This is a genomic window from Methylotenera sp., assembly GCF_029945705.1.
In the GTDB taxonomy this organism is placed as follows: Bacteria; Pseudomonadota; Gammaproteobacteria; order Burkholderiales; family Methylophilaceae; genus Methylotenera.
Map to the genome: position 1 here is coordinate 1 of NZ_JAQSDC010000039.1, position 25,398 is coordinate 25,398.

Here is a 25,398-nt window from a genome sequence, read left to right on the forward strand (position 1 = left end):
AATAAAACAATGGGTTAAGAAACATATGGGCTAGTTATCTAGGACAGCCCCAAAAAATTTTCTAATATATTCCATCTTGGCTACTGGCTTACTCGCCCAGTGAAATGCCAATACCTAAGATAGTTTGGTCGTGGTTGTAATCCAGTAAGCTTGCACCGTAGCCAGTTGAAGCCATCAGATGTAGTTTTAAATAGGGGTTATTGAATACTTGTCTTTGCAAGTCTAATTGCGCATAACCTTTATTATCGCTGCGTAGATTATTCCTAAGCGTCAACGTTGCCGCATTTTTGCGAACTTCATCTTCCCACCTGATAGACATATCACCATAACCTAGATACTTCTCAATATCAGGATTGTCATCATTGCTCTCAGAGATTCGCCACCAAGGTCGTACCATAAGTGAAACACGATCAGTCAACTCCCAACCGCCCTCTAGATAGACACGATTCCAACTTCTAGAGGTAGGATTAGAGCGTCCATTGGATTGATGCACTAGACCTAGATTCAGCATTCTTGGAATATAGTGTTTTTTATCTCCGTTTACCTCGTTGTCTATTCCCAAAGATAACATTATTTCAGGTTCATAATTATTCTCCCGCAACGGTCTTGATGCCTTTGAATCAAACACTTGCCAATTTGATTGCTGCGTATAAGCCGCCCATATTCTTGAGCTGGTGACATAAGGTAAGTCACGAATAAGGGGGATGTTGCTCATCATTTCAGTTTTCAAGCTAATCTGAAAACTTAAGTCTTTGTCATCTAAATTTCTGTCCACACTATTCAACTGAGTCGGTGTTTGAGGCACATCATTCGTGTTGTTAGTTTTGGTAATTAATAAGTAATTAGATTTATAGGTTTCAAAATCACTTACATTCCAGTCACCTTGTGATGTTAGCCGCCATTTTCTTTCCAAATAACTTAACTTAGGACTAGATTTCTCAATGGCGATAGATGGGCTGCTGGCAGGGGTTAATTTGATTGAGCTATCTTGCTCAGGGCTATTGGCTTGGGTATTTGCAGCTTCTGCTAATACTTCTTGAGGTGTGTTGATACTATCAAAGCAAGATAAGCGTTTTTTTGCCTCAAAATCATTAGGGTAAAGTTTTTTACACTTGATTAAAGCTTGCTCTACTGTCACAACTTCTTGCGCAAATACAAGGGTAGGCATCCATAAAACTAACAACAACGCTCGCATAGTTTTATTTTTAACATTTTTCATCTAAGTGATCCGTATGATTAATAAGTTGTTGCATTATTTATTATTGAATAGCTAAGAGAATAAAAAACTCCGTTAATACTTTGATTAATACAGCACTACAAAACTGCGTTTTGCGTATGCCTTGGATCTTACAAGCAAAACCAGCTCTTTAGGCTTTTTTAACAAATTCGGACTTCAATTTCATCGCACCGATTCCGTCAATTTTACAATCAATATCATGGTCGCCATCTACAAGACGGATATTTTTGACTTTGGTGCCCACTTTAACTACCAATGATGAACCTTTTACTTTCAGGTCTTTAATCACGGTGATGGTATCGCCATCTTGCAGCACATTACCGTTAGAATCACGCACGACTTTTGACTCCTCTGCACCATCTACTGCTGCACTTTTTGGCCACTCGTGCGCACATTCTGGGCAAACGTAATTATCGCCATCTTCATAGGTGTATTCTGAATTACATTTTGGGCATGCTGGTAAAGCGCTCATAATTACTTTCTTCTATTCAAACATTTTAAAAATCTAATTTAGCTTGCTGCAAATTTAAGGTGCTGGATTTGTCATCGCTAAATGCAGTTTATCAATTTCTTGCAATACTTCTGGCGACAGTGTCGTGTCCCAAGCACCTATATTTTCTTGCAACTGCGCCATGCTGGTCGCACCAATAATGGTACTGGTCACACTCCAACGGTGCATAACAAAACTTAAAGCTAATTGCGTCGGTGTTAATCCGTTATCACTTGCCAATTTTGCATAAGCAGCACTAGCGGCAACAACATTTGGTTTACTGTAACGTTGCGCATAGCCCAAAAACATAGTGACTCTACCTTTAGCTTGTGGGTCATCAATGTATTTACCTGTTAGATGCCCAAAAGCCAGCGGGGAATATGCTAGCAAACTAACATTTTCACGATACAAAATTTCGCTTATGCCAAAGTCAATCGTGCGATTCATTAAGTGATAGCTATTCTGCAAGGTAGCGACGCGTGGCAAGCTGTATTCTTTGCTGATGCGCAGAAACTCCATGATGCCCCACGGCTGTTCATTGGAAAGCCCAATGGCGCGTATTTTCCCTTCAGCAATTAACTCTGCTAGCATTTCTAATTGCGTATGGATGCTCACCCAGTCTTTTTGATTGCTTTGCGCATCAAGCTCTAATGTAGGGTCAAACTGATATTGTCCGAATAATGGCACATTGCGCTCTGGCCAATGCAATTGGTAAAGGTCAATATAATCAGTCTGCAAGCGCTTTAATGAATCGTGAACAGCACTGCGAATATTCGCTTTGGTGAGAGATTCATCGCCATTGCGTATCCAGCTTAGCCCACGGTTACGCCCTGCGACTTTGCTACCTAAAATAATTTTATCGCGCGCTTGGTTTTTAAGCCAATGACCAATCATTGTTTCTGTGCGCGTAAAGGTTTCTGCTTTGGGTGGCACTGGATACATTTCAGCCGTATCTATAAAATTTATGCCCTGTGCTAAAGCATAATCCAGTTGCTCGTGTGCCTCTGCTTGTGTGTTTTGGTCACCATAAGTCATGGTACCTAAACAGACTGAAGAGACTTTTAGATCCGAATTTCCTAATTGACGATATTGCATGATTAATACGCCTAATGTAACGTTTGGTGTGATGAAATAACGCTTACTTCTCTATTATCAACCGTCATCAATAAATCCCAACCCGCCTCGCGAGTGGCTAACTGCATCATATTGGTAACCGCATGTACAAGTTGAGGAGTAAGTGCGATTTTAACGGATTGTCCGTTTGTGCATTGCAGCTCTAGTTGTGGAGGCAGGTTAACTATGCCAACAATCAGGCATTGAGCAGCTAACATGGGGACTTCGGAGCGAGATTCACGATCAACAAGATACTCAGATTTAAAGTCTAGATTCTCGATTTCTTTCAGCTCAGTGGCTTCGCGTGAAAAGCTGTCGATCGCCTCTTTCTTAGCATCAGGTGTTGCGATGGCAGGGAGTGCAAATTGCGGTGCAGTTGGCATTGTGCTATTCTCCACGCCATGCAGCAAATTCCACATCACCTTACACACACGGCGCGTAATCCAAACGGCCACCTCGGTTTTATCAGCAAGACCGACTTTCAGTAACAGTCTATCTTCTTGCTCATTAAAACTTAAGTTAATTTGTTCAATCGCGGATTCGTTTTGTGACATTGGCCTGCTTTAAATATTAAGTACAAGTCACAGCATAAGGTTTTTATCGCAATTTTTCTATATTTAATCTTGAAATATTGTAATCCAACCCAATAAACAACACACCATCTAGCACTCTCATTGTTTGAGTGCTAAAATCGCAATCGCTTTGCATGGTATGCAAGCCATGTGCAATATATTTTAGTGTGATCAACATTAGTTTAATTCACAATTTAATGCGTTATTTTTAATAAATTAATTGTGATGTTTATTTTTAGTTATTTAATTTTTGGAGAACCTTATGAAAATTCGTCCTTTACACGATCGCGTCATTGTTAAACGCTCAGAAGAAGAACGTACAACCGCTTCTGGCATTGTGATTCCTGATAGTGCTACAGAAAAACCTGATCAAGGTATTGTGCAAGCCATTGGTTCTGGCAAACGTGATGACAGCGGTAAAGTAATCGCTTTAGACGTTAAAGTTGGCGATAAAGTGTTATTCGGCAAATACGCTGGCCAAACTGTAAAAGTTGATGGCGAAGAGTTATTGGTGATGCGTGAAGAAGACATTATGGCGATTGTTGAGGCTTAAGTTTTTGTAGGTTGGGTTAGGCCATGGGCTGTAACCCGACAAACTCTCAATCGTTGGGTTACGCGCTTTGCGCTAACCCAACCTACAATTAAATAGATTTTTAGGAGATTTAACATGGCAGCAAAAGACGTAAGATTTGGTGACGAAGTTCGCCAAAAAATGACAAACGGCGTGAACATTTTAGCTAACGCAGTTAAAGTTACTTTGGGCCCTAAAGGCCGTAACGTAGTATTAGAGCGCTCATACGGCGCTCCTACGATTACTAAAGATGGTGTTTCAGTAGCGAAAGAAATCGAACTAAAAGACAAATTCGAAAACATGGGCGCACAGATGGTAAAAGAAGTGGCTTCAAAAACTTCTGACATCGCTGGTGACGGTACAACAACGGCTACAGTATTAGCACAAGCAATCATCCGTGAAGGTATGAAATCTGTTGCTGCCGGTATGAACCCAATGGATTTAAAACGTGGTATCGATAAAGCGGTTGCTGCAGCAATTGCAAACTTAAAAGAGCAATCAAAACCATGTACAACTAGCAAAGAAATCGCGCAAGTTGGTTCTATCTCTGCAAACTCTGATGAAACTATTGGTAAAATCATTGCAGATGCAATGGACAAAGTAGGTAAAGAAGGCGTAATTACTGTTGAAGACGGTTCTGGCCTAGAAAGCGAATTAGACGTAGTTGAAGGTATGCAGTTTGACCGTGGCTACTTGTCACCATACTTCATTAACAACCAAGAGCGCCAAATTGCGTTGTTAGATAATCCATTCGTATTATTACACGACAAAAAAATCTCAAACATCCGCGATTTATTACCAACTTTAGAGCAAGTAGCTAAATCTGGCCGTCCATTATTGATTATTGCTGAAGACGTTGACGGTGAAGCATTGGCAACATTGGTGGTGAATAACATTCGCGGTATCTTGAAAACAACAGCAGTTAAAGCGCCTGGTTTCGGTGATCGCCGTAAAGCAATGTTGGAAGATATTGCAATGTTAACTGGCGGTACAGTGATTGCTGAAGAAGTTGGCTTGAAACTTGAAAATGTAACGCTTGAGAATTTAGGTCAAGCTAAACGCATTGAAGTGGGCAAAGAAAATACCATCATCATTGATGGCGCCGGTAATGAAGCTAACATCAAAGCACGTATCGCTCAAATCAAAACACAAATCGACGAAGCTTCAAGCGACTACGATCGTGAAAAACTACAAGAACGCGTAGCTAAATTAGCTGGCGGTGTTGCAGTGATTAAAGTGGGTGCTACTACTGAAATCGAAATGAAAGAGAAAAAAGCGCGCGTTGAAGATGCACTACACGCAACTCGTGCAGCGGTTGAAGAAGGTATTGTTGCTGGCGGTGGTGTTGCATTAATTCGCGCACGTGCAGCGATTGCTTTGGTTAAAGGTGATAACTTAGACCAAGATGCTGGTATCAAAATCGTATTGCGCGCAGTTGAAGAGCCATTACGCCAAATCACTCAAAACGCAGGTGTTGAGCCATCAGTCGTGGTAAACAACGTTGCTGCAGGTAAAGGCAACTATGGTTATAACGCTGCTAACGAAACATACGGCGATATGATTGAAATGGGTATTTTAGATCCAACTAAAGTTACTCGTTCTGCATTGCAAAATGCTGCTTCAGTGGCTGGCTTAATGCTAACGACAGACTGCATGGTGGCTGAATTACCTAAAGACGACGCTCCAGCAATGGGCGGCGGTGACATGGGCGGTATGGGTGGCATGGGTGGCATGATGTAAGCATTTTTTGGTTTTGCATCAACTTGCCGAGTTTAGTTGATGCAATAACAAAATGTAAAAAAGCCTCACGATCGTGAGGCTTTTTGCTTTATTGCGCAAAAAATACGGTCTTAAAAATAAATTTAAATGTTGCTAGCTATTAATCAAAATTAGCCTAAGTTAGGCTTAGTCTGCATCAACCAAGCTTGTACTTTTCAACAATCTCTCAATATCTATCTTTTGTAAGGCTTTTCTATAAGCATCAAAATCCTCTATAGAGAGTGGGCGACTAAATAAATAACCCTGATACTCATAACAACCAATCCCTTCTAAAAACTCTCGCTGCCCTTCAATCTCTACCCCCTCGGCAATGACTGAAAGCCCTAAACTACTTGCAAGCGCTACAATAGTGCGGGCAATCACTGCATCATTTTGATCGCTCAATACATCTTGCACAAAAGATTTATCAATTTTCAATTGGTAGAGCGGCAACTGTTTTAAATAACTTAATGATGAAAATCCTGTACCAAAATCATCTAGTGAGAATCTAATGCCTGCAGCTTGCAGCAAGGTCATTTTAGAAATCACGTCGTCCATGTCATCCACCAGCATACTTTCCGTAAGCTCTAGTTTTAATCTCTGCGGATTTACGTTTGTAACACTTAGTACGTCTAACACTTGTGCCACAAAGTCTGGTTGATGAAATTGCCTTGCGCTCACATTGATTGATAGATTCAAGTGTTCGGTTTCTGCAGACCCAGCCCAAGTCACGAGTTGTTTGCAGCCTGTTTCTAGCACCCACTTTCCTAAAGGTAAGATGAGACCCATTTCTTCAGCCAGTGGGATAAACTCTAGCGGAGAAATCATACCTTGTTGTGGATGATTCCAGCGAACCAAGGCTTCTGCGCCAGTCAGCACACCTGTTCGATTTACCTGTGGTTGGTAATGCAATACAAATTGATTATTACCTATGCCATGGCGTAGCGCATCAACCAATATAGCCTTGGTATCAGCGTTTGCCTGTATTTCTGGGTCAAAAAATCGCAAACAATTTCTACCTGCAGATTTTGCTTGGTACATGGCGATATCCGCCCGTTTCAAAGCTTCATCAACCGTATCACTCTTACCTACAAAAATGGTAGCTCCAAGGCTTGGTGTGCTGTAATAGCCATGTGGCACTATCTCGTAAGGTTGATTAAGTGCCTGAATTATCTTAGCACCAACAGTTTCCACCAGTTTTTTGGCTTCATAAGAATCCGTATCAAGATTGTCAAGCATCACGACAAATTCGTCACCACCGAACCTGGCCACCGTATCACAATCTCTTAAACAAGCTTGAAGTCGCGTAGCAACTTGCTTTAACAATGCATCGCCCATATCATGACCTAGCGTATCATTTAAGGTTTTAAAGTTATCTAAATCTATAAATACTAATGCACCATAGCATAGGCTCCTTGCACTAGTGAGCAAGGCCCTATCTAGTCGATCAAGTAATAACCTCCGATTAGGCAGCTGCGTTAACACGTCATAAAAAGCCAATTTTTTAATAGCATCGTCCGCTAACTTTTGCTGGGTAATATCTTGAAATACCCCAACTAATCTCGTAATTTTGGCATTTTCATACTCAACATTGCCTTGCGCCCTCACCCATTTATGATTATTTTTTGCGGTAATGATTTCCAGCTCTAAATCCCAAGACACGCCATTTTCAATCGCACTATTCACCGCTGAGCTAATAATTGGTTTGGATTCTGGTGTATAAAATTCAATAGCCTTATTCATTTCTGGCACATAATCATCATCTACCTCATGAATGCGCTTGATACCTTCAGACCAGTAGATACTACTGGTCGCTAGATTAAACTCCCATCCACCCACTTTTGCCATATTATTGGTTCTTCGTAAGAGTTCGGCGTTTGAGTTAACGATTAACTCCGTTGCCTTACGTTTTGAAATATCCATATGCGTTCCGAGCACTCTTATTGGAGTACCATCAGCACTACGCTCCATCACTCGCCCGTGATCGTAAACCCAAATCCAACTACCATCTTTGTGCAGCATTCTAAACTCCAATGAAAAGTCTGAAGTTTCACCGTTAAAATGCGCTTGCAAGGCAGCTAATACTTCAGCTTTGTCATCAGGATGCAGTAAACCCTCAAATGCATCCAATGTCTGTTCAATTTCAGATAATTCATACCCTAACATTTCGGCCCAACGAGCGTTATAAAAGGTCTGACCTGTTGGTACGTCTAGATCCCACAAACCTAGACTAGCGCTTTGAAGCGCTAAATCTAATCGTTCGTTACCCTTAGCAATTTGTATAGAAAGATTATTACGACGGATAAGGTTTACTACTAGGCGTGAAAATAGATGTACGAAATCGATCACAGTGACATCAAAACTATTGAACTGCGCTTGTTTAGAAAGTAATATCAAACCATACCGATTGCCATCTAACAAAAGCGGTAGACCAATAAAGGATTCAAAGCCCATCAATGCATAGCATCGATGATTAGAATATCGAGAGTTTTTCATCTGTTCAACAAACAGAATGCCGTCTGCTTGAAATAACAGTGAGCTATAAGTATCTTCGAAAGGGTATTCTAGGCCATCATAGATGGTATCTGGTGGTGAAACCTGTACATCAATGAAACAACTCTCACCCTGAATTTTGCTTAATATTCCATACTCCATCCCTAAATACTTGCAAGCAACAGCAAGTGCCTCTCTTAATTGCTTTTCGTATTCGACTTGTATTGTTTGAGATGAAATATCATTAAGCGCCTGCATTGCCTCACGCTGACGTCGTAATTTTGACTCAATGCTTTTACGTTCAGTAATGTCGTGCGCAATACCTAGCGTACCTATCAGACTGCCTGCATTATCTTTAATGCCCGTTTTAGTGACCTCAAACAAGCCATAGTAACCATCATTAAAAGTTAACCACTCTTCAGTAATCAATGGGAAATCTTGATTTGCCGCTTTTCTATCGTGCAACCTAAAAAAATCTGCCGATTCTTTATCAAAAAAATCATAATCTGTTTTGCCAATAACATTGGGCTTGTCGCTACCTAAGAAGCGCTCAAAAGATCGATTACATCTTAAAAACACACCGTCCATATTTTTCATCCATACTAAATCAGGAATTGCCTCCAGAGAGGCTTCTAGCTGACTTGTAGCGGTAAATATTGCATACTCTTGACTTTTACGCTCACTAATATCACTAGCGATACCAATATATCCAATAATATTATTTTGCTCATCTCGCATAGCAGAAACTGCCAGCCTGACAGACACTTTATCACCACGCTTATTGACATAAGTCCATTCATTGATATCTACCACTCCATTTCGAGCTTTATGAACAAACACCTCAAAACCTGGTGTTATCGTTTCATTAAACTCAACACTCAATTCAATCGCTTTAGCGACTATCTCATCGGCATCGTGAAAAATGGCTGGTGTGTAAAGACCCACTAACTCCTCTTGCTTATAACCTAGCAAGCGCTCTGCCGCTTGGTTAAACGTAAGAATAACGCCATCAGGCGTAGTTGAAATAATGCTATCTGCCGCAGAAGCCAATAACACACTCTTAAAAATAGCTTTTTGGTTTACCTCTTCAGAAAGCTGTAGTATTTTTTTTGAAGCTATTCTAGATTCAAGTAAACGCATGACTTGTCGCGCAAGTACGGCTAAAGTATCGCGCTGCTTTGAAGACAAGGTATGTGGGGTACTATCAATGACACAAAGAGTGCCTAGCGCCAAACCATCACTAGTGATAATGGGCATCCCTGCATAGAAACGAATATCTGGGGCACCACTGACTAAAGGGTTATCTGCAAACCGGCTATCATCAAGCGCATTTGAAACTTCAAATAAGGTATTTCCATGAATAGCGTGTCCACAAAATGAAATGTCTCGTGGGGTTTCAGTAGCATCTAAGCCAACACGGCTTTTAAACCACTGCCTATCCCCATCAACAAGAGAAATTAGAGCGATTGGCACCTCACATATTTGGGATGCGAGCAACGTAATATCATCGAACTCTTGCTCGCTAACTGTGTCCAGTACTTCATAACGTGCCAATGCTGTAAGTCGCGCTGACTCATTCACAGAATTTTCTGGTTTTAGCAAAGCAAACCCCTTTTATAATTTACCCATCGTAAACTAATATAATATCCAAAGCCCAATCAAACAAAGGGCTAATTAACTTTAGTTTTATTGGCTTATTTGTAGAATGAGTTTTGAGAAAATATCTAAAAGGCAGCAAAAAAAAGCCCCGACTCAAAGGGGTTAGAGTCGGGGCAAAATGCCCTATTAGCTAAGGCTTCCGCTCAGGGAGGAAAGAAGCGGAAAGGTGACTAAAAACTAATTCAGCCATCATGTAAGTTCAGACAGAGCGTATTTGGCTTTAGTTCTCGATTTTTTGTAACTTTTTGTATCGATTTGTAAGCAGATTACTTCCTAAATTTTAACTCATCCCATGCGATAATATCACCATGGAAACCGAATCTACATTACTCACTGGCCTTAATAATAAGCAACTAGAAGCTGTTACCCTGCCGCAACAATCTGCGTTGATTTTAGCGGGCGCAGGGAGCGGCAAAACACGCGTTCTCACAGCGCGTATCGCATGGTTGATTCAAACTGGACAAGTTTCGCCTACGGGTTTATTAGCCGTGACATTTACCAATAAAGCCGCTAAAGAGATGCTCACACGTATTACGGCATCATTGCCAATCAATACGCGTGGTATGTGGGTTGGCACATTCCACGGACTTTGTAATCGCTTATTGCGCGCTCACCATCGCGAAGCTGGTTTACCTGCAAGCTTTCAGATTTTAGATATTGCAGACCAATTATCTGTGATTAAGCGCTTGATGAAACTCATGAATGTCGATGATGAAAAGTTTCCGCCTAAGCAAGTGCAAAACTTTATCAATGGCTGCAAAGACGAAGGTCTACGCGCGCATGCAGTAGAGGCTTACGATCCGCACTCTACCAAGATGCGCGAGATTTTTGATGAATACGACAAGCAATGCCAACGCGATGGCGTGGCTGACTTTGCAGAACTTCTATTACGTTGTTACGAGCTATTGGAGCGCGACGCTAATATCCGCGGCCATTACCAAAGCCGTTTTAAATACATATTGGTCGATGAGTTTCAAGATACTAACCGCCTACAATATTTGTGGCTTAAACTGCTCGCGGGTGAAGACAATTGCATGTTCGCAGTAGGTGATGATGACCAATCCATCTATGGTTTTCGTGGCGCACGCGTAGGCAATATGCGCGATTTTGAGAGGGATTTCAAAGTACAGAATGTAGTAAAGCTAGAAGAAAACTATCGCTCTCATAGCAACATTCTAGATGCCGCCAATGCGATTATTTCGCACAACAATAATCGCCTAGGTAAAAACCTATGGACGAGCGCAGGCGCAGGCGAACCTGTACGTGTGTACGATGCTTATAATGACACTGATGAAGCGCAATTCATTGTTGATGAAATTAAAATGCTACATTGCGAAGGCACGTCATTAGGCGAAATCGCCCTGCTCTATCGCTCGAACGCCCAATCACGCATCTTGGAGCAAGCGCTGTTTAACGCTAACTTGCCTTATCGCGTGTATGGTGGCTTACGCTTCTTTGAACGCGCCGAAATTAAACATGCGCTCGCTTATATGCGCTTAATTGCCAATGCAAATGATGACACGGCATTATTACGCGTCATTAACTTTCCCACACGCGGCATCGGTGCACGTAGTCTAGAGCAGTTACAAGAAGTAGCTCGCGCAGAAAACTGTAGTATCTGGCAAGCGGCGATTAACAAGGTTGGCAACGGTAAACTTGGTGCTAAAGGCATTGAAGGCTTTGTCGCCCTGATTAGACAAATGGTAGACAATGCTTATGGCATTAGCCTGCGTGAACTGACTGAGTTAGCCATCACTATGTCTGGCCTAACCGCCCATTATGAAAATGACAAAGAAGGTGAAGACCGCATAGAAAACTTGAAAGAGTTGGTGACAGCGGCTGTGTCGTTTACCAACAAAGATTTTGGCAACCACAACAATGTGGATGGCGAAACTGATCAAGACTTACTAACACAATTTTTAAGCCACGCCAGCTTAGAAGCTGGTGAACACCAAGCAGACGTGGGCCGTGAAGCTTTACAGTTGATGACGGTACACGCCTCGAAAGGCCTTGAGTTTAAAGCTGTATTTATTAGTGGTCTAGAAGAAGGCTTATGCCCGCATGAGCAGAGTTTGTTTGAGAATGCTGGCTTAGAAGAAGAGCGCCGCTTGATGTATGTAGCCGTCACCCGCGCTAGACAGCGACTGTACTTAAGCCACGCGCAAAGCCGCATGTTGCATGGCAAAGTGCGCTACGGCATTCCATCGCGCTTTTTAGATGAAATCCCAGAAGAACTACTCAAACGTTTAAACAGCAAACCTGCCGCTAGGTCTGGCAGTAACCGTGACTACAGCGAGCTGCCAGCCATGATGAGTAAGCAACAAAGCAGTACCCAGAAAAACGCCATGCCGTGGAAAATCGGCCAGCAAGTTGCACATACTAAGTTTGGAAATGGTGTGGTAGTAAGTTACGAAGGCAACGCCAACGACATGCGTGTACAGGTAAACTTTGGCCGTGAAGGTTTGAAATGGTTAGCGCTGGAGTTTGCTAAACTCACTCCGATTTAGAACTAATCAACACGCCACTTAATTTAAGTGGTGTGTGCTAATCTGCTGTTTCTGTGATGTTAAAAACATCCACGTAACTAGTATACAAACTGGTCATCATCACGGGTATAGCAACGACTAACCCTAAGCCAAATGGAATAATCGCCACCACTAATATCAGCATAAAAATCAAACCGTATAATAAAAACGGCAGCATATTTTTTAGACAAGCAATAAAGCTCAACTTCATCGCTTCTAATACTTTAAGATTGTGTAATCCAATCAGTACTGGTGCATACCAGTAAGCCATTAATATCGGCAGTATAAAAAGCATAGCGGTTAACATCGGCAACACCATGGCGTTGGCTTGCGCTGGGCTAACTTCTTGTCCTTTCATTAACAACTCAATGGTGTCTTTATCCAGAGTTAAAACCACCATCACCATAATCATTAGCAGGCTCAGCATGTAAATACCGCCTACTGAAATGAGTTGCGCGGTATTTTTCTTAAAACCTTCAAATAAATGGTTGATTTCTAAATCTTGTTTTAGAACGAGTGCTTTACAACCCCACATCATGCCTGCGGCAAAGACAGGGGCTAATAAGGTGCTGACCACAGAGCCAATCACGGGGATGAGTGAGATGGGAATAATGATTGCTAAATAAATCAGCAAAATCACAATCCACATCACTGGGTTAGCTTTAAATAAATTAAAGCCGCTCACAATCCAAGCCCAAGCATTGCCTGCGGGTACCTGACGGCTTTCTAAAGAGGTATTGATTGAGTTCTCGGTCATGATATTTTTCTCTAAATTGACTCAGCTAAACTAGTGCGTAATTTCAGGATTCTTTGAAAATGGTTAGGGTCTTTTGCATGCGTCAACTCACCCGCTTGCGGATAGATTTGATCATACAAACGTGACAACCAAAAACGTAAAGCAGCAATGCGTAGCAAGGCTGACCATGCAATATGTTCGGCTGAAGTAAATGGCCTAACCGCTTGGTAAGCATTGAACATAGCGTCTAGCCTAGATGCATCTAAACTACCATCGGCATTCACACACCAATCATTCACAGCAATCGCTAAATCGTAAGCAAGCACATCGTGGCAGGCATAATAAAAATCAATCAATCCGCCAATTTCATTGCCCTCGAACAACACATTATCTCGGAACAAATCCGCATGAATAACGCCCATTGGTAACAGTGTAGTATCAAACTCCGCTTGAAATGCTAAAGTCTCATTTAATAATTGCTGATCTGCCGTTGATAAATGCGGCAACACTTGAGTAGCGGCGTTAACACGCCAATCCAACCCACGCTGATTATGACTATCGTGTTGCGGAAATTCCGCTTCAAAAGATTGTCCGGCAATATGCATTTTTGCCAATACCGAACCCACAGCGCCGCATTGCATTACATTTGGTGTTTCAATATCTTGCCCATTCAAGCAACTAATTAAAGCGGCAGGTTTACCGTTTAGCATGTGCAAACTAGCACCTGCTTTGTCTGCAATTGGCTTAGGGCAAGGTATACCGTGTGCTGCAAGATGGCTCATTAAATCAATAAAATATGGCAGCTCTTCTAAGGCATTGTGTTCAAACAAGGTCAGTACAAACTTACTCTGGTTGCCATTATGTTGAGTCGTGACGAAGTAATTAGTGTTAGTAATGCCAGATGAAATACCTTTTAGTTCTACAAGTTCGCCTATCGCGTAATCTTGCAACCAAGTTTGTAATTGTGGAATGCTGACCGAGGTAAATACTGACATAGATTAGAGTGTTATAAAGTGATTAATGGGTAACTAGTCTTGGGAATGTTAAATAAATAAAGAGGGCGATATACCCTCTTTATTTAATACATTTTTGTTTTATTAAAACCTAAAAATCGTCCACTTAGGAATACTCATAGGCTGGCTTGGGCCATCGTTCACCCAACCACCATTTTGGTCTTCTTTGTGCATGTAATAAGGCACCCCATGTGCTGGTGTAACTTTCATCATATAAAGCTGACCGTTGATGCGATACTCCTCAATCGTCTCACCTTTTTTCTTGATAATGGTGACTTGTGGTTCGTCGGCATTTTCATCACTACTCATGGCAGGTGGTGGAATGTCTTCTAACGGTTGCAAGTCAGCAGGTGGCGTTTTAGCTTTAGGTGTTTCCGCAGCAGCCATTAAAGGCAGTTGCGCCACACCAAGCGCTAGCAAAAGTGCTATATTTTTCCAGATAATACTCTTAGAGATCTTACGCATGGTGTGACACCTATTCTTTAAAATTGAATCGAAACCTGATTTTCTGATTTTAGCAAATTACACACCAATATAATGCATTTGCTATAAATAAAGCTGTACGCGTTCTTCATCTACAGACAACTTAAATCCACGTGTTTCATAATGTTTGAATATCGCTTCAACAACGGCTTTTGGCTCATCAATCACTTGAATTAAATCTAGGTCATCTGCCGAAATCATTTTTTCATCGACTAAAGTGGTTTTAACCCATTCTACCAAGCCACGCCAAAATGCTTCACCTACTAAGATAATCGGCATTTTCAAGCTTTTACCAGTCTGCACCAAGGTAATCGCCTCCATCACTTCATCCAGCGTACCAAAACCGCCTGGCATCACCACATAAGCACTGGCATATTTAACAAACATGACTTTACGCATGAAAAAATGCTTAAAATTCTGACTAATATCTTGATAAGGATTGCCCGTTTGCTCATGAGGCAACTCAATATTTAGCCCTATGCTCGGCGATTTTCCTGCAAATGCACCTTTGTTAGCGGCCTCCATAATGCCAGGGCCACCACCCGAAATCACACTGAATCCCGCATCACTTAATAATCGTGCGATTTCTTCAGTAAGCTTGTAATAAGGATGGTCAACTGGCGTGCGTGCGCTACCAAAAATAGAAACCGCTGGGGTAATTTCTTTCAGGCGCTCCGTGGCATCCACGAATTCTGCCATAATCTCGAATGCATGCCATGACTCATGGCCAGTTTGATGTTGCCCACGCACGTCTGGGTCAGCAAGTTTTGGAATTTTTTTTGTAAACGACATAATTTAATTCTCTTAATTTAGCCTTCTTATGTTTTATTTTTACCTTTAAAATTCAAAGGTTTAAGTGAGGCTAGGCGCAAAATTTTTTTAAGACGAGCCGCATATGGTTTATTATGCAAACGGCTTTAAAACATCAAGTAAAAATATAGCGCAACAACGCATCACGACAACCTCTGGATTTTATATGAAAACTTTGTTATTAGTTGACGGTTCATCTTACCTGTATCGTGCTTTTCACGCTATGCCTGACTTAAGAAATAGCCAAAATGAACCCACAGGGGCGATACAAGGTGTGCTCAACATGTTGCGCCGTTTACATAAAGATTATCCTAGCGATTATAGCGCCTGCGTTTTTGATGCCAAAGGCAAAACGTTCCGTGATGATATTTATGCAGAATATAAAGCGAATCGAGCCAGTATGCCAGACGATTTACGTCTGCAAATTGAGCCTCTGCATGAAGCGATTAAAGCCATGGGTTGGCCGCTTATTGTAGAATCTGGCGTAGAAGCCGATGACGTGATTGGTGCGTTGGCAAAGCAAGCCGAGCGCGAAGGCATTAGGACAATTATTTCCACGGGTGATAAAGATATTTCACAGTTGGTGAATGAACATATCACTGTTGTGAACACCATGCGCGACGCGTTTAGACGTACCGATGACGTGCTGGATATTGCTGGCGTAGAAAATAAATTCGGCATTCCGCCTGGCTTAATGGTTGATTACCTAGTGCTGATTGGCGACACCTCAGACAACGTGCCTGGCGTCGACAAAGTTGGGCCAAAAACCGCGGTTAAATGGCTAAAAGAATATGGCTCATTAGATAATATTGTCGCCAACGCCGATAAAATCACAGGCAAAGTGGGTGAAAATCTGCGCGCTGCATTAGATTGGTTGCCGACTGCACGCGAGCTGATTACCATCCGTTGTGACGTAGGCATACAAGAGAACTTAAGCGACCTCGCTCCACAAGCCATAGACAAAGCCAAACTAGCTGAGCTATTTGACCGTTTTGAATTTAAAAGTTGGCGCCGTGAACTGGAAAATATGCAGGATAACGCACCTGTTCCTACTTCAACCAATACGCCCGTAAAGTTTCCAAGCTCACAAATTCAACCGGCTCAAACTGCGGATATGTTTGCAGTGACGCAATTTACAGCGAACACCAGCCGCAACTTTGAGACTATTTTAACCAATGAACAACTCGATGCTTGGTTGTCAAAATTGCAAGCCGCAGAATTGATGTGTTTCGATACCGAAACCACCTCGCTAGACCCAATGACGGCAAAAATTGTTGGCATGTCATTCAGTGTAGAAGCGGGTAGCGCGGCTTATTTGCCGCTAAAACATGATTACTTTGATGCGCCAGAACAATTAAATTTTGCTGAAACTCTAGCAAAAATTAAACCTATTTTAGAAAACCCAGCCATTAAAAAAGTCGGGCAAAACTTTAAGTATGACCAACACGTGTTAGCTAATCATGGCATTGCGCTTAATGGCATTACGCATGACACCATGTTGGAATCTTATGTGTTTGAATCGCACAAAACACATGGCATGGATGCGCTAGCTGAACGCCACTTAGGCATACAAACCATTTCATTTGAAGAAGTGGCAGGCAAAGGCGCAAAACAAGTCACGTTTAACCAAGTGACGGTAGAAGTTGCCAGCGAATACGCCGCAGAAGATGCCGACATTACGCTGCAACTACACCAAGCAATGTATCCACAAATCAGCAATGACGCCAAGCTAGACTTTATTTATAGCCAAATTGAAATGCCAAGCTCGCAGATTCTATTCACCATAGAACGCAACGGTGTGTTGATTGACCGAGACATGCTGAATATTCAAAGCAATGAAATTGGCGCGAAACTAGTGGCACTGGAAAACCAAGCTTATGAACTGGCTGGGCAGCCATTCAACTTAGGTTCACCTAAACAACTACAAGAGATTTTGTTTGATAAACTTGGCATTAAGCCGACCAAAAAAACGCCATCTGGCGCACCAAGCACTGATGAAGACGTATTGCAAGAGCTCGCCTTAGATCATCCACTGCCTAAAGTATTATTAGAGTATCGCGGTTTGGCAAAACTCAAATCCACCTACACAGATAAACTGCCAAAAATGATTAATGCGCAAACAGGCCGCGTGCATACCAGCTATAACCAAGCGGTGGCAATTACTGGCAGATTGGCAAGCTCAGACCCTAACTTGCAAAACATCCCTGTGCGCTCAGCAGAAGGTCGTCGTATTCGTGAAGCTTTTATCGCACCAAGCGGCTCGCATATTGTTTCTGCCGATTACTCACAAATAGAGCTACGCATCATGGCGCATTTATCAAAAGATGAAGGCATGCTAGCCGCCTTTGCTAATAATGAAGATATTCACCGCGCCACCGCGGCTGAAATCTTTGGCGTAGAGCGCGAAAGTGTAGACAGCGAACAGCGCCGTTACGCCAAAGTCATTAACTTTGGTTTAATTTACGGCATGAGCGCATTCGGTTTAGCGCAAAATCTCAACATAGAACGCGACGCCGCAGCGAGCTATATTGAACGCTACTTCGCCCGTTACCCAGGTGTGCGTGAATACATGCAAAACACCCGAGAAATCGCCAAACAAAAAGGCTATGTAGAAACCTACTTCGGCCGAAGGTTATGGGTACCAGAAATCAATAGCCCTAACGGCATGAGAAGAGCTGGCGCAGAACGCGCAGCCATCAATGCACCGATGCAAGGCACTGCGGCTGACTTGATTAAACTAGCAATGATTGCCGTAGCCAAATGGCTACAAGACGAAAAACTCGCAACAAAACTCATCATGCAAGTACACGATGAATTGGTGCTAGAAGTGCCCGATATTGAACTGGAACTGGTAAAACAAAAACTGCCAGAATTAATGCAAAGTGTGGCTAAGTTAGATGTGCCTTTGTTAGCGGAGGTGGGTGTAGGTAGTAACTGGGAAGCTGCACATTGATATAATCAATACTAAATATTTTTAAAAAAATAGGAGCAGAAGCTCCTATTGTTGGCCATCAAACCTAGACTTAAACTAGACCTAACTGTCTTTTCTACGGCGAGCCATATAGCCCATAAAACCCAATCCAGCTAAGAACATGGCATAAGTTTCTGGTTCTGGGACAGGTGATTTAACTTGCTCTAATGAGCCAACAGTGAAATTATCAAATACGAAAGCATCATTTCCATTAGAAGTATTGCCAAATGTAATGCTGGTAAAGGTATCTGCGTCAGAAACTATGCCCCAGAACAACACGCTACCGCCCAAACCATTTAAAGTGTTTCCAACATTAAAAAACTGGTTTAATCCACCACTTGTTGTTAGCGTTACTTGACCATTAAAGTCACCTATATCTACGCCATAGAAACCGAATGCGGCAACTGGATTACTAAAGGTTAAACTTAACTCACCTCTAGTCTCGTAGTAACTATCAACACCATTACCATCAGGGTCACCAGAAACTCCATAACGACCTGCGCCATTGGTTACTCCATTTGCAGTGCTCATCACGCTGCCTCCAGATAATGTTGCGGTAACACTAGCCCCAACAAAGTTAACTGCTGGATTAGTCGTACCATCAGTAAAAGCCTCAAAGTTCTCAACGCCTGGATTGATGAGTGATGATAAGAAATTAGCCTGAGTTGCATTTGAATTGGGAGTTGAAGCTAATTTGATGCCTTCACCTAAACCTAAATCTTCCCCGAAGTAAGTAGTCACGGCGGCATTTGCACTAAATGAACTGCCTAGTAGCGCGATGAACAGAAGTTTTTTCATGTTATATCCCTTAAAATAAACTACTTAAAAGTAAAATTGAATCGTCTTTTAGCAAAGACATTAAGCTGAATATTAAATATCACCTATCCTAAAAACAATCCCCAATTTGGGAGTAGTACCCGATAAACTTGTTACTTAATAACGGCAATCATTCAACTACAAATGAATACATTCAATTGTTAAGTTATTCAATTTAGTAAAACCAAATATGACAAATCTAAACCTCACCCATCCGCCAAAAGAACTATAAAAATATACGGCTAATTAATTTCTCTGTCATTTATGGCATGCATCATAAGCACTGCTGATAGCTCTATGTCGCTCACGATTACTTGTATCGCACTTTGTTATATGTAGATATTTAATGTGACGGCATTTATTCAATAAGTGCGTTTGGAGAATTTATGATTAAGATTAAGAAAATTCCTGCAGCTTTAATGCTGGTAGGTTTAAGTGTGGTTTCATTACCTTCAGTATCTGCTGAGCTGATACAAAATGGTGGCTTTGAGACACAAGGCGCTGATGTGTATAGCATCAACTCATGGAACACGGCTGAAGACGGAATTTTAGGTTCCGTTTTAGTAGAAAACGATACAGTGACTGATGCAAGTGGTCGCAACACCGTAGGTGCCGCCAGTGGCAATTATTATGGCTTGCTAGACTCTGCTGCACCAAGCAACCAAGCTTTATATCAAACGTTTAGTACGGGCGCAGTCAGCGCTGCAACGCTAACATTCCAAATGTTTGTTAATAATCAAAGTACCAACGGTACGCAAATCAATGCTTCTGGGCTTGATTACACCACAGGCGGTAGTTTTGACTCAAACCAACATGTACGTGTTGATTTGTTAAGTGCTGGTGCTAACGTATTTTCAACTAACAGTGCCGACATTTTGCAAAGTTTGTATTTGGGCGGTTCAAACGGTAACAGTGTGATTGGTGGTGATATTGCTAATCCTTACCTAAGCTATTCATTCAATTTATCTAACACGCTTGCAGCTGGCGGATCTTACACACTTCGTTTTTCTAGCGTGACAAATGAGGGACAAATGCAGCTAGGTATCGACAACGTCAGCTTATCTGTCACACCAGTGCCTGAACCTGACACCTATGCCATGTTGCTATCTGGTCTTGGTTTGATGGGGTTTGTGGCTCGTCGCCGCACCAAAGCTTAAAACCACATACAATAATTTCAGGCAATATATTTAAGGGAGCAATACCAATGAAACAATTAACTTTAAAGGCAACTACGCTTGCCGTAATCATGACGTTTGCAACACCATTTGCCTTTGCAGAAGATGCCAATACTTGGTTAAATGATGGCGCTGCTTCACTTGCTGCAGCTAAAAAATTAGTACCAAACGTTAAACGCGCTAAAAATGTGATTTTATTTGTAGGTGACGGTATGGGTATTTCTACTGTGACTGCAGCGCGTATTTTTGAAGGTCAGCAAAAAGGTTTAGATGGCGAGCGTAACAAATTAGCTTTTGAAAAACTACCTTATGTCGCCTTATCTAAAACCTATTCTGCTAATCAACAAACCTCTGATTCAGCACCAACCATGACAGCCATTGTGTCTGGCGTAAAAACTAACGATGGTGAGTTGTCTATCAATCAATCTGTTGTGCGTTCAGAGCCAAGCAATGCTGTGATTCAAGCTAATAAAGTGGCCACAATTCTTGAGCAAGCCGAAATCAGTGGTCGTGCTACAGGCATTGTATCAACAGCACGCCTAACACATGCAACACCAGCAGCAACGTACGCACATACATCTAACCGCGATTGGGAAGCGAACGCTAACTTACCTGCTGCCGCGGTTAATGGTGGCGTTAAAGATATTGCTGCACAAATGATTGATAACTTTGGTGCAGGCGGCATTGGCGATGGTTTAGAGGTGGCATTGGGTGGTGGTCGTACTTACTACTTACCAAATACTGCATTTGACCCAGAATATACAACTACAAAAGGCCGTCGTACCGATGGTCGTAACCTGACCACCGAATTTACAAGTAAATTCGGTGGTGAATATGTTTGGAATAAAGCGCAGTTTGATGCCATTAACCCAGCTTCAACTACAAAGTTGTTAGGTTTGTTTGAGCCATCACATATGCAATATGATTTTGATCGCCCAGCTGATACCGCTGGCGAGCCATCATTAGCAGAGATGACTGATAAGGCGATTGATGTGTTAAAAAACAACCCAAAAGGTTACTTCTTAATGGTTGAAGGCGGCCGTATTGACCATGCCTCTCATGCAGGTAATGCTTATCGTACATTGAGCGATGCCGTGGCTTTTTCAGATGCTGTTAAAAAAGCTTTAGAAAAAGTAGATTTGAACGATACATTGGTGATTGTAACGGCCGACCATAGCCACACATTAACTATTGCAGGTTACCCAAAACGCGGCAACCCTATTTTGGGTAAAGTGGTTTCACCTGGTAAAACGACGCCTGATTTAGCCACTGACGGTAAACCATACACAACGATTGGTTTTGCCAACGGTGTTGGTTATTACCAAGATCAAGCTGGTGACGCAGTGTACAACCAAACAGCGCGCGCTGGTCGTATTGAAGATATGACCGCGGTGAATACTGAAGATCCTAACTTCCATCAAGAAGTGACGGTACCTTTACAAGGCGGAGAAACGCATGCGGGTGAAGATGTTGCAATTTTTGCAGGCGGCCCTAAAGCTTACTTAATGCAAGGTGTTCAAGAGCAAAGCTATATCTACCAAGTAATGAAAGATGCATTTGGTTTTTAATCTAATTGAATCTTTATAAATTGTAATGAACAAGGTGGCTTGCGATGCAAGTCACCTTTTTTCTATTGCCAGACTTTTTATTGTTTAAATAGTATGGCTAGATGCGCATCACTTAAGGAAAAAGCATGACCGTGTTATTGAAAAGTATGAGTAATTTATTAGGGGCTTTAATGTTATTAGTCAGCACTTTTGCCTATGCAGAAACTGAACCTTTACCTACATTAGATGCTAGATTTGAGACAGTACAATGTGCAATGCCATGTAAAAAAGCTGTTAAACGTCAGTGGTGGTTAATGCGCCAATCTGAGCAGGTGGAGTTGCGTGATATAGACAGTAAATCTGGCCAACTCGCTAAACGAGGCGAAATTTGGAGGCATAGTCCAGATGGTAAAACTGGCTATTTATTTTTAATGCATGAAGATAAACGTGCCATTGAATACCTATTTGATGATCTTAGAGTGTTAGGCATCAATGCTGATGAAAATCAATGGCAAGTGACTTCTCAACTTGTTTCAGACGCTGAGCTTGTAGGTCTGAAAAAAACAAGTAACAAACCAGCAAATTATGGGGAATACTCTGTCGAAAGCTATACTGGTACCATTCATGCAGGCACGGTCAATGATGCCAAAGTAAAGCTGCTTTGGTTACCGCAGTTGCATATTCCCGTTAAGATTGAATATACCTACCCAAAAAGTAAAGTCACGATTCAATTACGTCAATTAAACGTAGCAGGCAAAGCGTTATCTGCTAACAAACCAGCACCAAAAACGACTGAAGAAGTATTAAGCAGTTACCAGCAAGTGTATTACACCGACATTGGTGATATGGAACAAAACGATGATGCTAAAGAGTGGCTAGCTAAGGCACAAGGTGCGCCAGGCTTACATGCGCATCATCATTAAAGAGTTATTAATTAAGTAAATACCTTGCTTAGAGCTGCAAGTAATTAATTTGCAGCTCTTTTAAGTGGCTTTCTTAGCACGTGCCATTTAATAAAAAATTTTTAATTGACTACGCTTTGGGCGTCTTTCGTACTGACTGCTTGTTGCATTGCAAAGTCAAAGTGTCTCACCACATTACGCCCTGCTCTTTTTGCCTGATACATGGCAATATCCGCATGCTTTAGCAACTCTTCATGTGAGCTACCATGCTCACCAAACAGCGCTACGCCAATGCTAGGGGTACTGCTATGTTCAAGCGTATTGAGCATATACGGAATATTAAGTGTTTCTATTATTAAGTCTGCTACTTTCTCTACTTGCTTAGTCGCTTCGTCCACATCCTCACTTAAATCTTCCAGCATGACGACAAACTCATCGCCGCCTAAACGCGCAACGGTATCGCTTTCTCGCACACAACGTAGCAAGCGTTCAGCGACTTTTTTCAAGAGCAAGTCACCCATAGCATGCCCCATCGTATCATTTAGCATTTTAAAATGATCTAAATCTAAAAACAGCAAGGCGCCACGCCTACCAGAACGCGCGCTCACGGTCAGTGCGTGGTCTAGCCGATCAAGCAATAATCGACGGTTAGGTAAGTTTGTGAGTTGATCATAAAAAGCCAACTGTTTAATTTCATTTTCACGTTTGACTGCATCAAAACGTAAAATAATATTTTCCGTCATGCTGCGATTGAAATTACGAATGCTGACAAGCATGTAAGCCACATAAATGAAGCCTGTGATACTCATAGCAATAGAAATTTCATCGCCAAACCAAAATGACCGAATTAGCATAGGTAACAACGATAATAAAGTGTAGGCCATGGCGCAAATAACATCGGCGGAATAAGAAATGACAGCGCTAGCTGACAATCCGACAAGGATATAGATCACAAACATGTGATATCTGGGTAGCTCGGGAGTGAAAATGAACAAACTGATTGAACCCCAAAGCAGACTACTAACGATGACACCTAACCGAAACTTATTGAGTCGACTCTCAATCATTTTAAAATCGGCAGTAGGCTCACGTAAACAGTTTCGTGTAAAGGCTAGACGAATGGCATTTACACCAACTGAAGCGATTAACCAAGCAATCAGTAACTCATGAGAAGCCACATCTCTTTGCAAGTACGCAAGAATAAACGCCATGGTAATAGCTGCCAGTATTGTTCTGGCACTGCAAGCTAATATCTGCTGGAGCTGTGCTGCTTTTACGGCAGCCATTTTATTTGTATCGTTCATTTGATTTAAGTTATTACAAAGAACTATTAGGTTGGTTTTATAATCTCACCATTGCATTATGTAACATGCAATAGCTTTACTCAATCAGTTTGTCCATCTTATAGGAATAGCTCAGTAATTTTGTCCATAACACTAAAATGGCGTTACTGTAATTTTTAAGAATAGAATCATTCAATGCAAAATTTCGGTATTTATATCATCGGGGACGAAATTCTCTCAGGCAAGCGTCAAGATAGACACTTAAGCAAAGTCATTGAGCTACTTTCCGCACGTGGCTTGCAGCTTGCTTGGGCGAATTATCTTGGCGATATTCCAGAGCAAATTACCAACTCACTTAAAGCCAGTATGGCGCGCAGCAAAGAGCATGGTGATATTGTGTTTAGCTTTGGCGGCATAGGCGCAACGCCTGATGACTTTACAAGGCAATGTGCGGCGGATGCCGCTGGTGTAGCCATTGAACGCCACGCTCGCGCGGTAGCAGAAATTGAAGCGCAATATGGTGAAAGTGCTTACCCAAAACGTGTGCTGATGGCTGACTTCCCCAAAGGTTGTGAGTTAATCCCCAACCCGATCAATCGCGTCGCAGGTTTTAGCATTCATCAACATTATTTTGTACCTGGCTTCCCTGAAATGGCACACCCCATGGTGGAGTGGGTGCTAGAAACCTACTACTCGCATTTATTTCACACGCAAAACTATGTGGAAGATTCAATCTTAGTGAGCGAAGCTGGCGAGAGCGATTTAATTGATTTAATGAACCATATGTTGGCGCAATATCCTATGTTGCAATTATTTAGCTTACCCAGAAGCAACCAGCGCAGAACCACGGAACTAGGAATGAAAGGTGAATCTGAACAAGTAAAACTTGCAATGGACGCTCTAAAATCAGGCGTCACTGCACTTGGCTATCCTTGGGCAAATATATAAAGGAAACTAGCTAAATGGAATGCAGATCTGACTGTGGCGCATGTTGCACTGCGCCATCTATTAACAGCCCAATTCCCGGAATGCCTAACGGCAAACCTGCGGGTGTATGTTGCATACAATTGGATATTGGAAACCGCTGTATGATTTTTGGTCAGCCTGAACGACCTGCGTTTTGTGCAGGATTACAAGCTAGCCTAGAAATGTGTGGCGATGATCGTGAGCAAGCAATGATTTGGCTAACGAATTTAGAGCACCTGACTAAGCCAGATGTGGAGACCAGATATAGAAAAATGTAA

20 protein-coding genes are annotated in these 25,398 nt (G+C 42.0%); 9 read left to right on the top strand and 11 right to left on the bottom strand.

The genetic code is table 11. The features are described from left to right. Positions 1–88: 88 nt before the first annotated feature. From PSU78_RS07650 to PSU78_RS07665, 4 genes are all read right to left on the bottom strand, one after another. Positions 89–1,219: a phospholipase A gene (locus PSU78_RS07650; RefSeq protein ID WP_300386666.1), complete on the bottom strand. Its 1,131-nt coding sequence runs from the start codon at positions 1,217–1,219 to the stop codon at positions 89–91. Positions 1,220–1,367: 148 nt separating this feature from the next. Further along, positions 1,368–1,709, bottom strand: a complete 342-nt coding sequence (locus PSU78_RS07655; protein ID WP_300386669.1) for a zinc ribbon domain-containing protein YjdM — start codon at positions 1,707–1,709, stop codon at positions 1,368–1,370. Between the two features lie 54 nt (positions 1,710–1,763). After that, positions 1,764–2,822, bottom strand: coding sequence for an aldo/keto reductase (locus tag PSU78_RS07660; RefSeq protein WP_300386672.1), 1,059 nt, complete (start codon positions 2,820–2,822; stop codon positions 1,764–1,766). Between the two features lie 11 nt (positions 2,823–2,833). Then, on the bottom strand, positions 2,834–3,394 hold the full coding sequence (locus tag PSU78_RS07665; RefSeq protein WP_300386675.1) for a hypothetical protein: 561 nt from the start codon (positions 3,392–3,394) through the stop codon (positions 2,834–2,836). 280 nt (positions 3,395–3,674) lie between these two features. On the opposite strand from PSU78_RS07665, the gene PSU78_RS07670 reads away from it, so the two are divergent. Both PSU78_RS07670 and groL read left to right on the top strand, forming a co-directional pair. Next, positions 3,675–3,965: a co-chaperone GroES gene (locus PSU78_RS07670; RefSeq protein WP_300386679.1), complete on the top strand. Its 291-nt coding sequence runs from the start codon at positions 3,675–3,677 to the stop codon at positions 3,963–3,965. Positions 3,966–4,079: 114 nt separating this feature from the next. Further along, positions 4,080–5,723, top strand: a complete 1,644-nt coding sequence (gene groL, locus PSU78_RS07675) for a chaperonin GroEL (protein ID WP_300386682.1) — start codon at positions 4,080–4,082, stop codon at positions 5,721–5,723. Between the two features lie 165 nt (positions 5,724–5,888). Here the strand turns inward: groL and PSU78_RS07680 are convergent, their stop codons facing one another. Further along, a complete protein-coding gene (locus tag PSU78_RS07680; RefSeq protein WP_300386685.1) occupies positions 5,889–9,836 on the bottom strand; it encodes an EAL domain-containing protein in 3,948 nt (1,315 codons plus the stop codon). Between the two features lie 365 nt (positions 9,837–10,201). Between PSU78_RS07680 and uvrD the strand changes: the two genes are divergently transcribed. Further along, the gene (uvrD, locus tag PSU78_RS07685) at positions 10,202–12,400 is read left to right on the top strand and encodes a DNA helicase II (RefSeq protein WP_300386688.1); all 2,199 of its coding nucleotides are present in this window, start codon (positions 10,202–10,204) and stop codon (positions 12,398–12,400) included. A gap of 37 nt (positions 12,401–12,437) precedes the next feature. Here the strand turns inward: uvrD and PSU78_RS07690 are convergent, their stop codons facing one another. The 4 genes from PSU78_RS07690 to PSU78_RS07705 form a co-directional block, all read right to left on the bottom strand. Then, a complete protein-coding gene (locus PSU78_RS07690) occupies positions 12,438–13,175 on the bottom strand; it encodes a BPSS1780 family membrane protein (RefSeq protein ID WP_300386691.1) in 738 nt (245 codons plus the stop codon). A gap of 11 nt (positions 13,176–13,186) precedes the next feature. After that, positions 13,187–14,149 (bottom strand): homoserine kinase, encoded by a 963-nt coding sequence (gene thrB, locus PSU78_RS07695; RefSeq protein ID WP_300386694.1) that lies wholly within the window; start codon positions 14,147–14,149, stop codon positions 13,187–13,189. Positions 14,150–14,251: 102 nt separating this feature from the next. Beyond that, a complete protein-coding gene (locus PSU78_RS07700; RefSeq protein ID WP_300386698.1) occupies positions 14,252–14,632 on the bottom strand; it encodes a DUF2782 domain-containing protein in 381 nt (126 codons plus the stop codon). 81 nt (positions 14,633–14,713) lie between these two features. Continuing rightward, entirely contained in the window at positions 14,714–15,442 is a 729-nt protein-coding gene (locus tag PSU78_RS07705) for a TIGR00730 family Rossman fold protein (protein ID WP_300386701.1), read from the bottom strand. Positions 15,443–15,626: 184 nt separating this feature from the next. Between PSU78_RS07705 and polA the strand changes: the two genes are divergently transcribed. Beyond that, on the top strand, positions 15,627–18,413 hold the full coding sequence (gene polA / locus PSU78_RS07710; protein ID WP_300386704.1) for a DNA polymerase I: 2,787 nt from the start codon (positions 15,627–15,629) through the stop codon (positions 18,411–18,413). 81 nt (positions 18,414–18,494) lie between these two features. Here polA and PSU78_RS07715 read toward each other — a convergent pair whose 3' ends face one another. Continuing rightward, positions 18,495–19,229: a PEP-CTERM sorting domain-containing protein gene (locus tag PSU78_RS07715; RefSeq protein WP_300386707.1), complete on the bottom strand. Its 735-nt coding sequence runs from the start codon at positions 19,227–19,229 to the stop codon at positions 18,495–18,497. 404 nt (positions 19,230–19,633) lie between these two features. On the opposite strand from PSU78_RS07715, the gene PSU78_RS07720 reads away from it, so the two are divergent. The 3 genes from PSU78_RS07720 (at position 19,634) to PSU78_RS07730 (ending at position 22,892) form a co-directional block, all read left to right on the top strand. Continuing rightward, positions 19,634–20,404 carry an FxDxF family PEP-CTERM protein gene (locus PSU78_RS07720; protein WP_300386710.1) on the top strand — a complete coding sequence of 257 codons (771 nt, stop codon included), beginning with the start codon at positions 19,634–19,636 and terminating at the stop codon, positions 20,402–20,404. A gap of 47 nt (positions 20,405–20,451) precedes the next feature. Continuing rightward, positions 20,452–21,990, top strand: a complete 1,539-nt coding sequence (locus PSU78_RS07725; RefSeq protein WP_300386713.1) for an alkaline phosphatase — start codon at positions 20,452–20,454, stop codon at positions 21,988–21,990. Between the two features lie 125 nt (positions 21,991–22,115). Further along, positions 22,116–22,892: a hypothetical protein gene (locus PSU78_RS07730; protein WP_300386716.1), complete on the top strand. Its 777-nt coding sequence runs from the start codon at positions 22,116–22,118 to the stop codon at positions 22,890–22,892. A gap of 101 nt (positions 22,893–22,993) precedes the next feature. Here PSU78_RS07730 and PSU78_RS07735 read toward each other — a convergent pair whose 3' ends face one another. Further along, complete coding sequence (locus PSU78_RS07735) at positions 22,994–24,175, bottom strand: diguanylate cyclase (RefSeq protein WP_300386719.1); 1,182 nt, start codon at positions 24,173–24,175, stop codon at positions 22,994–22,996. 174 nt (positions 24,176–24,349) lie between these two features. Here PSU78_RS07735 and PSU78_RS07740 point away from each other — a divergent pair, with 174 nt between their 5' ends. Continuing rightward, complete coding sequence (locus tag PSU78_RS07740) at positions 24,350–25,102, top strand: molybdopterin-binding protein (RefSeq protein WP_300386721.1); 753 nt, start codon at positions 24,350–24,352, stop codon at positions 25,100–25,102. 14 nt (positions 25,103–25,116) lie between these two features. After that, entirely contained in the window at positions 25,117–25,398 is a 282-nt protein-coding gene (locus tag PSU78_RS07745; RefSeq protein ID WP_300386724.1) for a YkgJ family cysteine cluster protein, read from the top strand.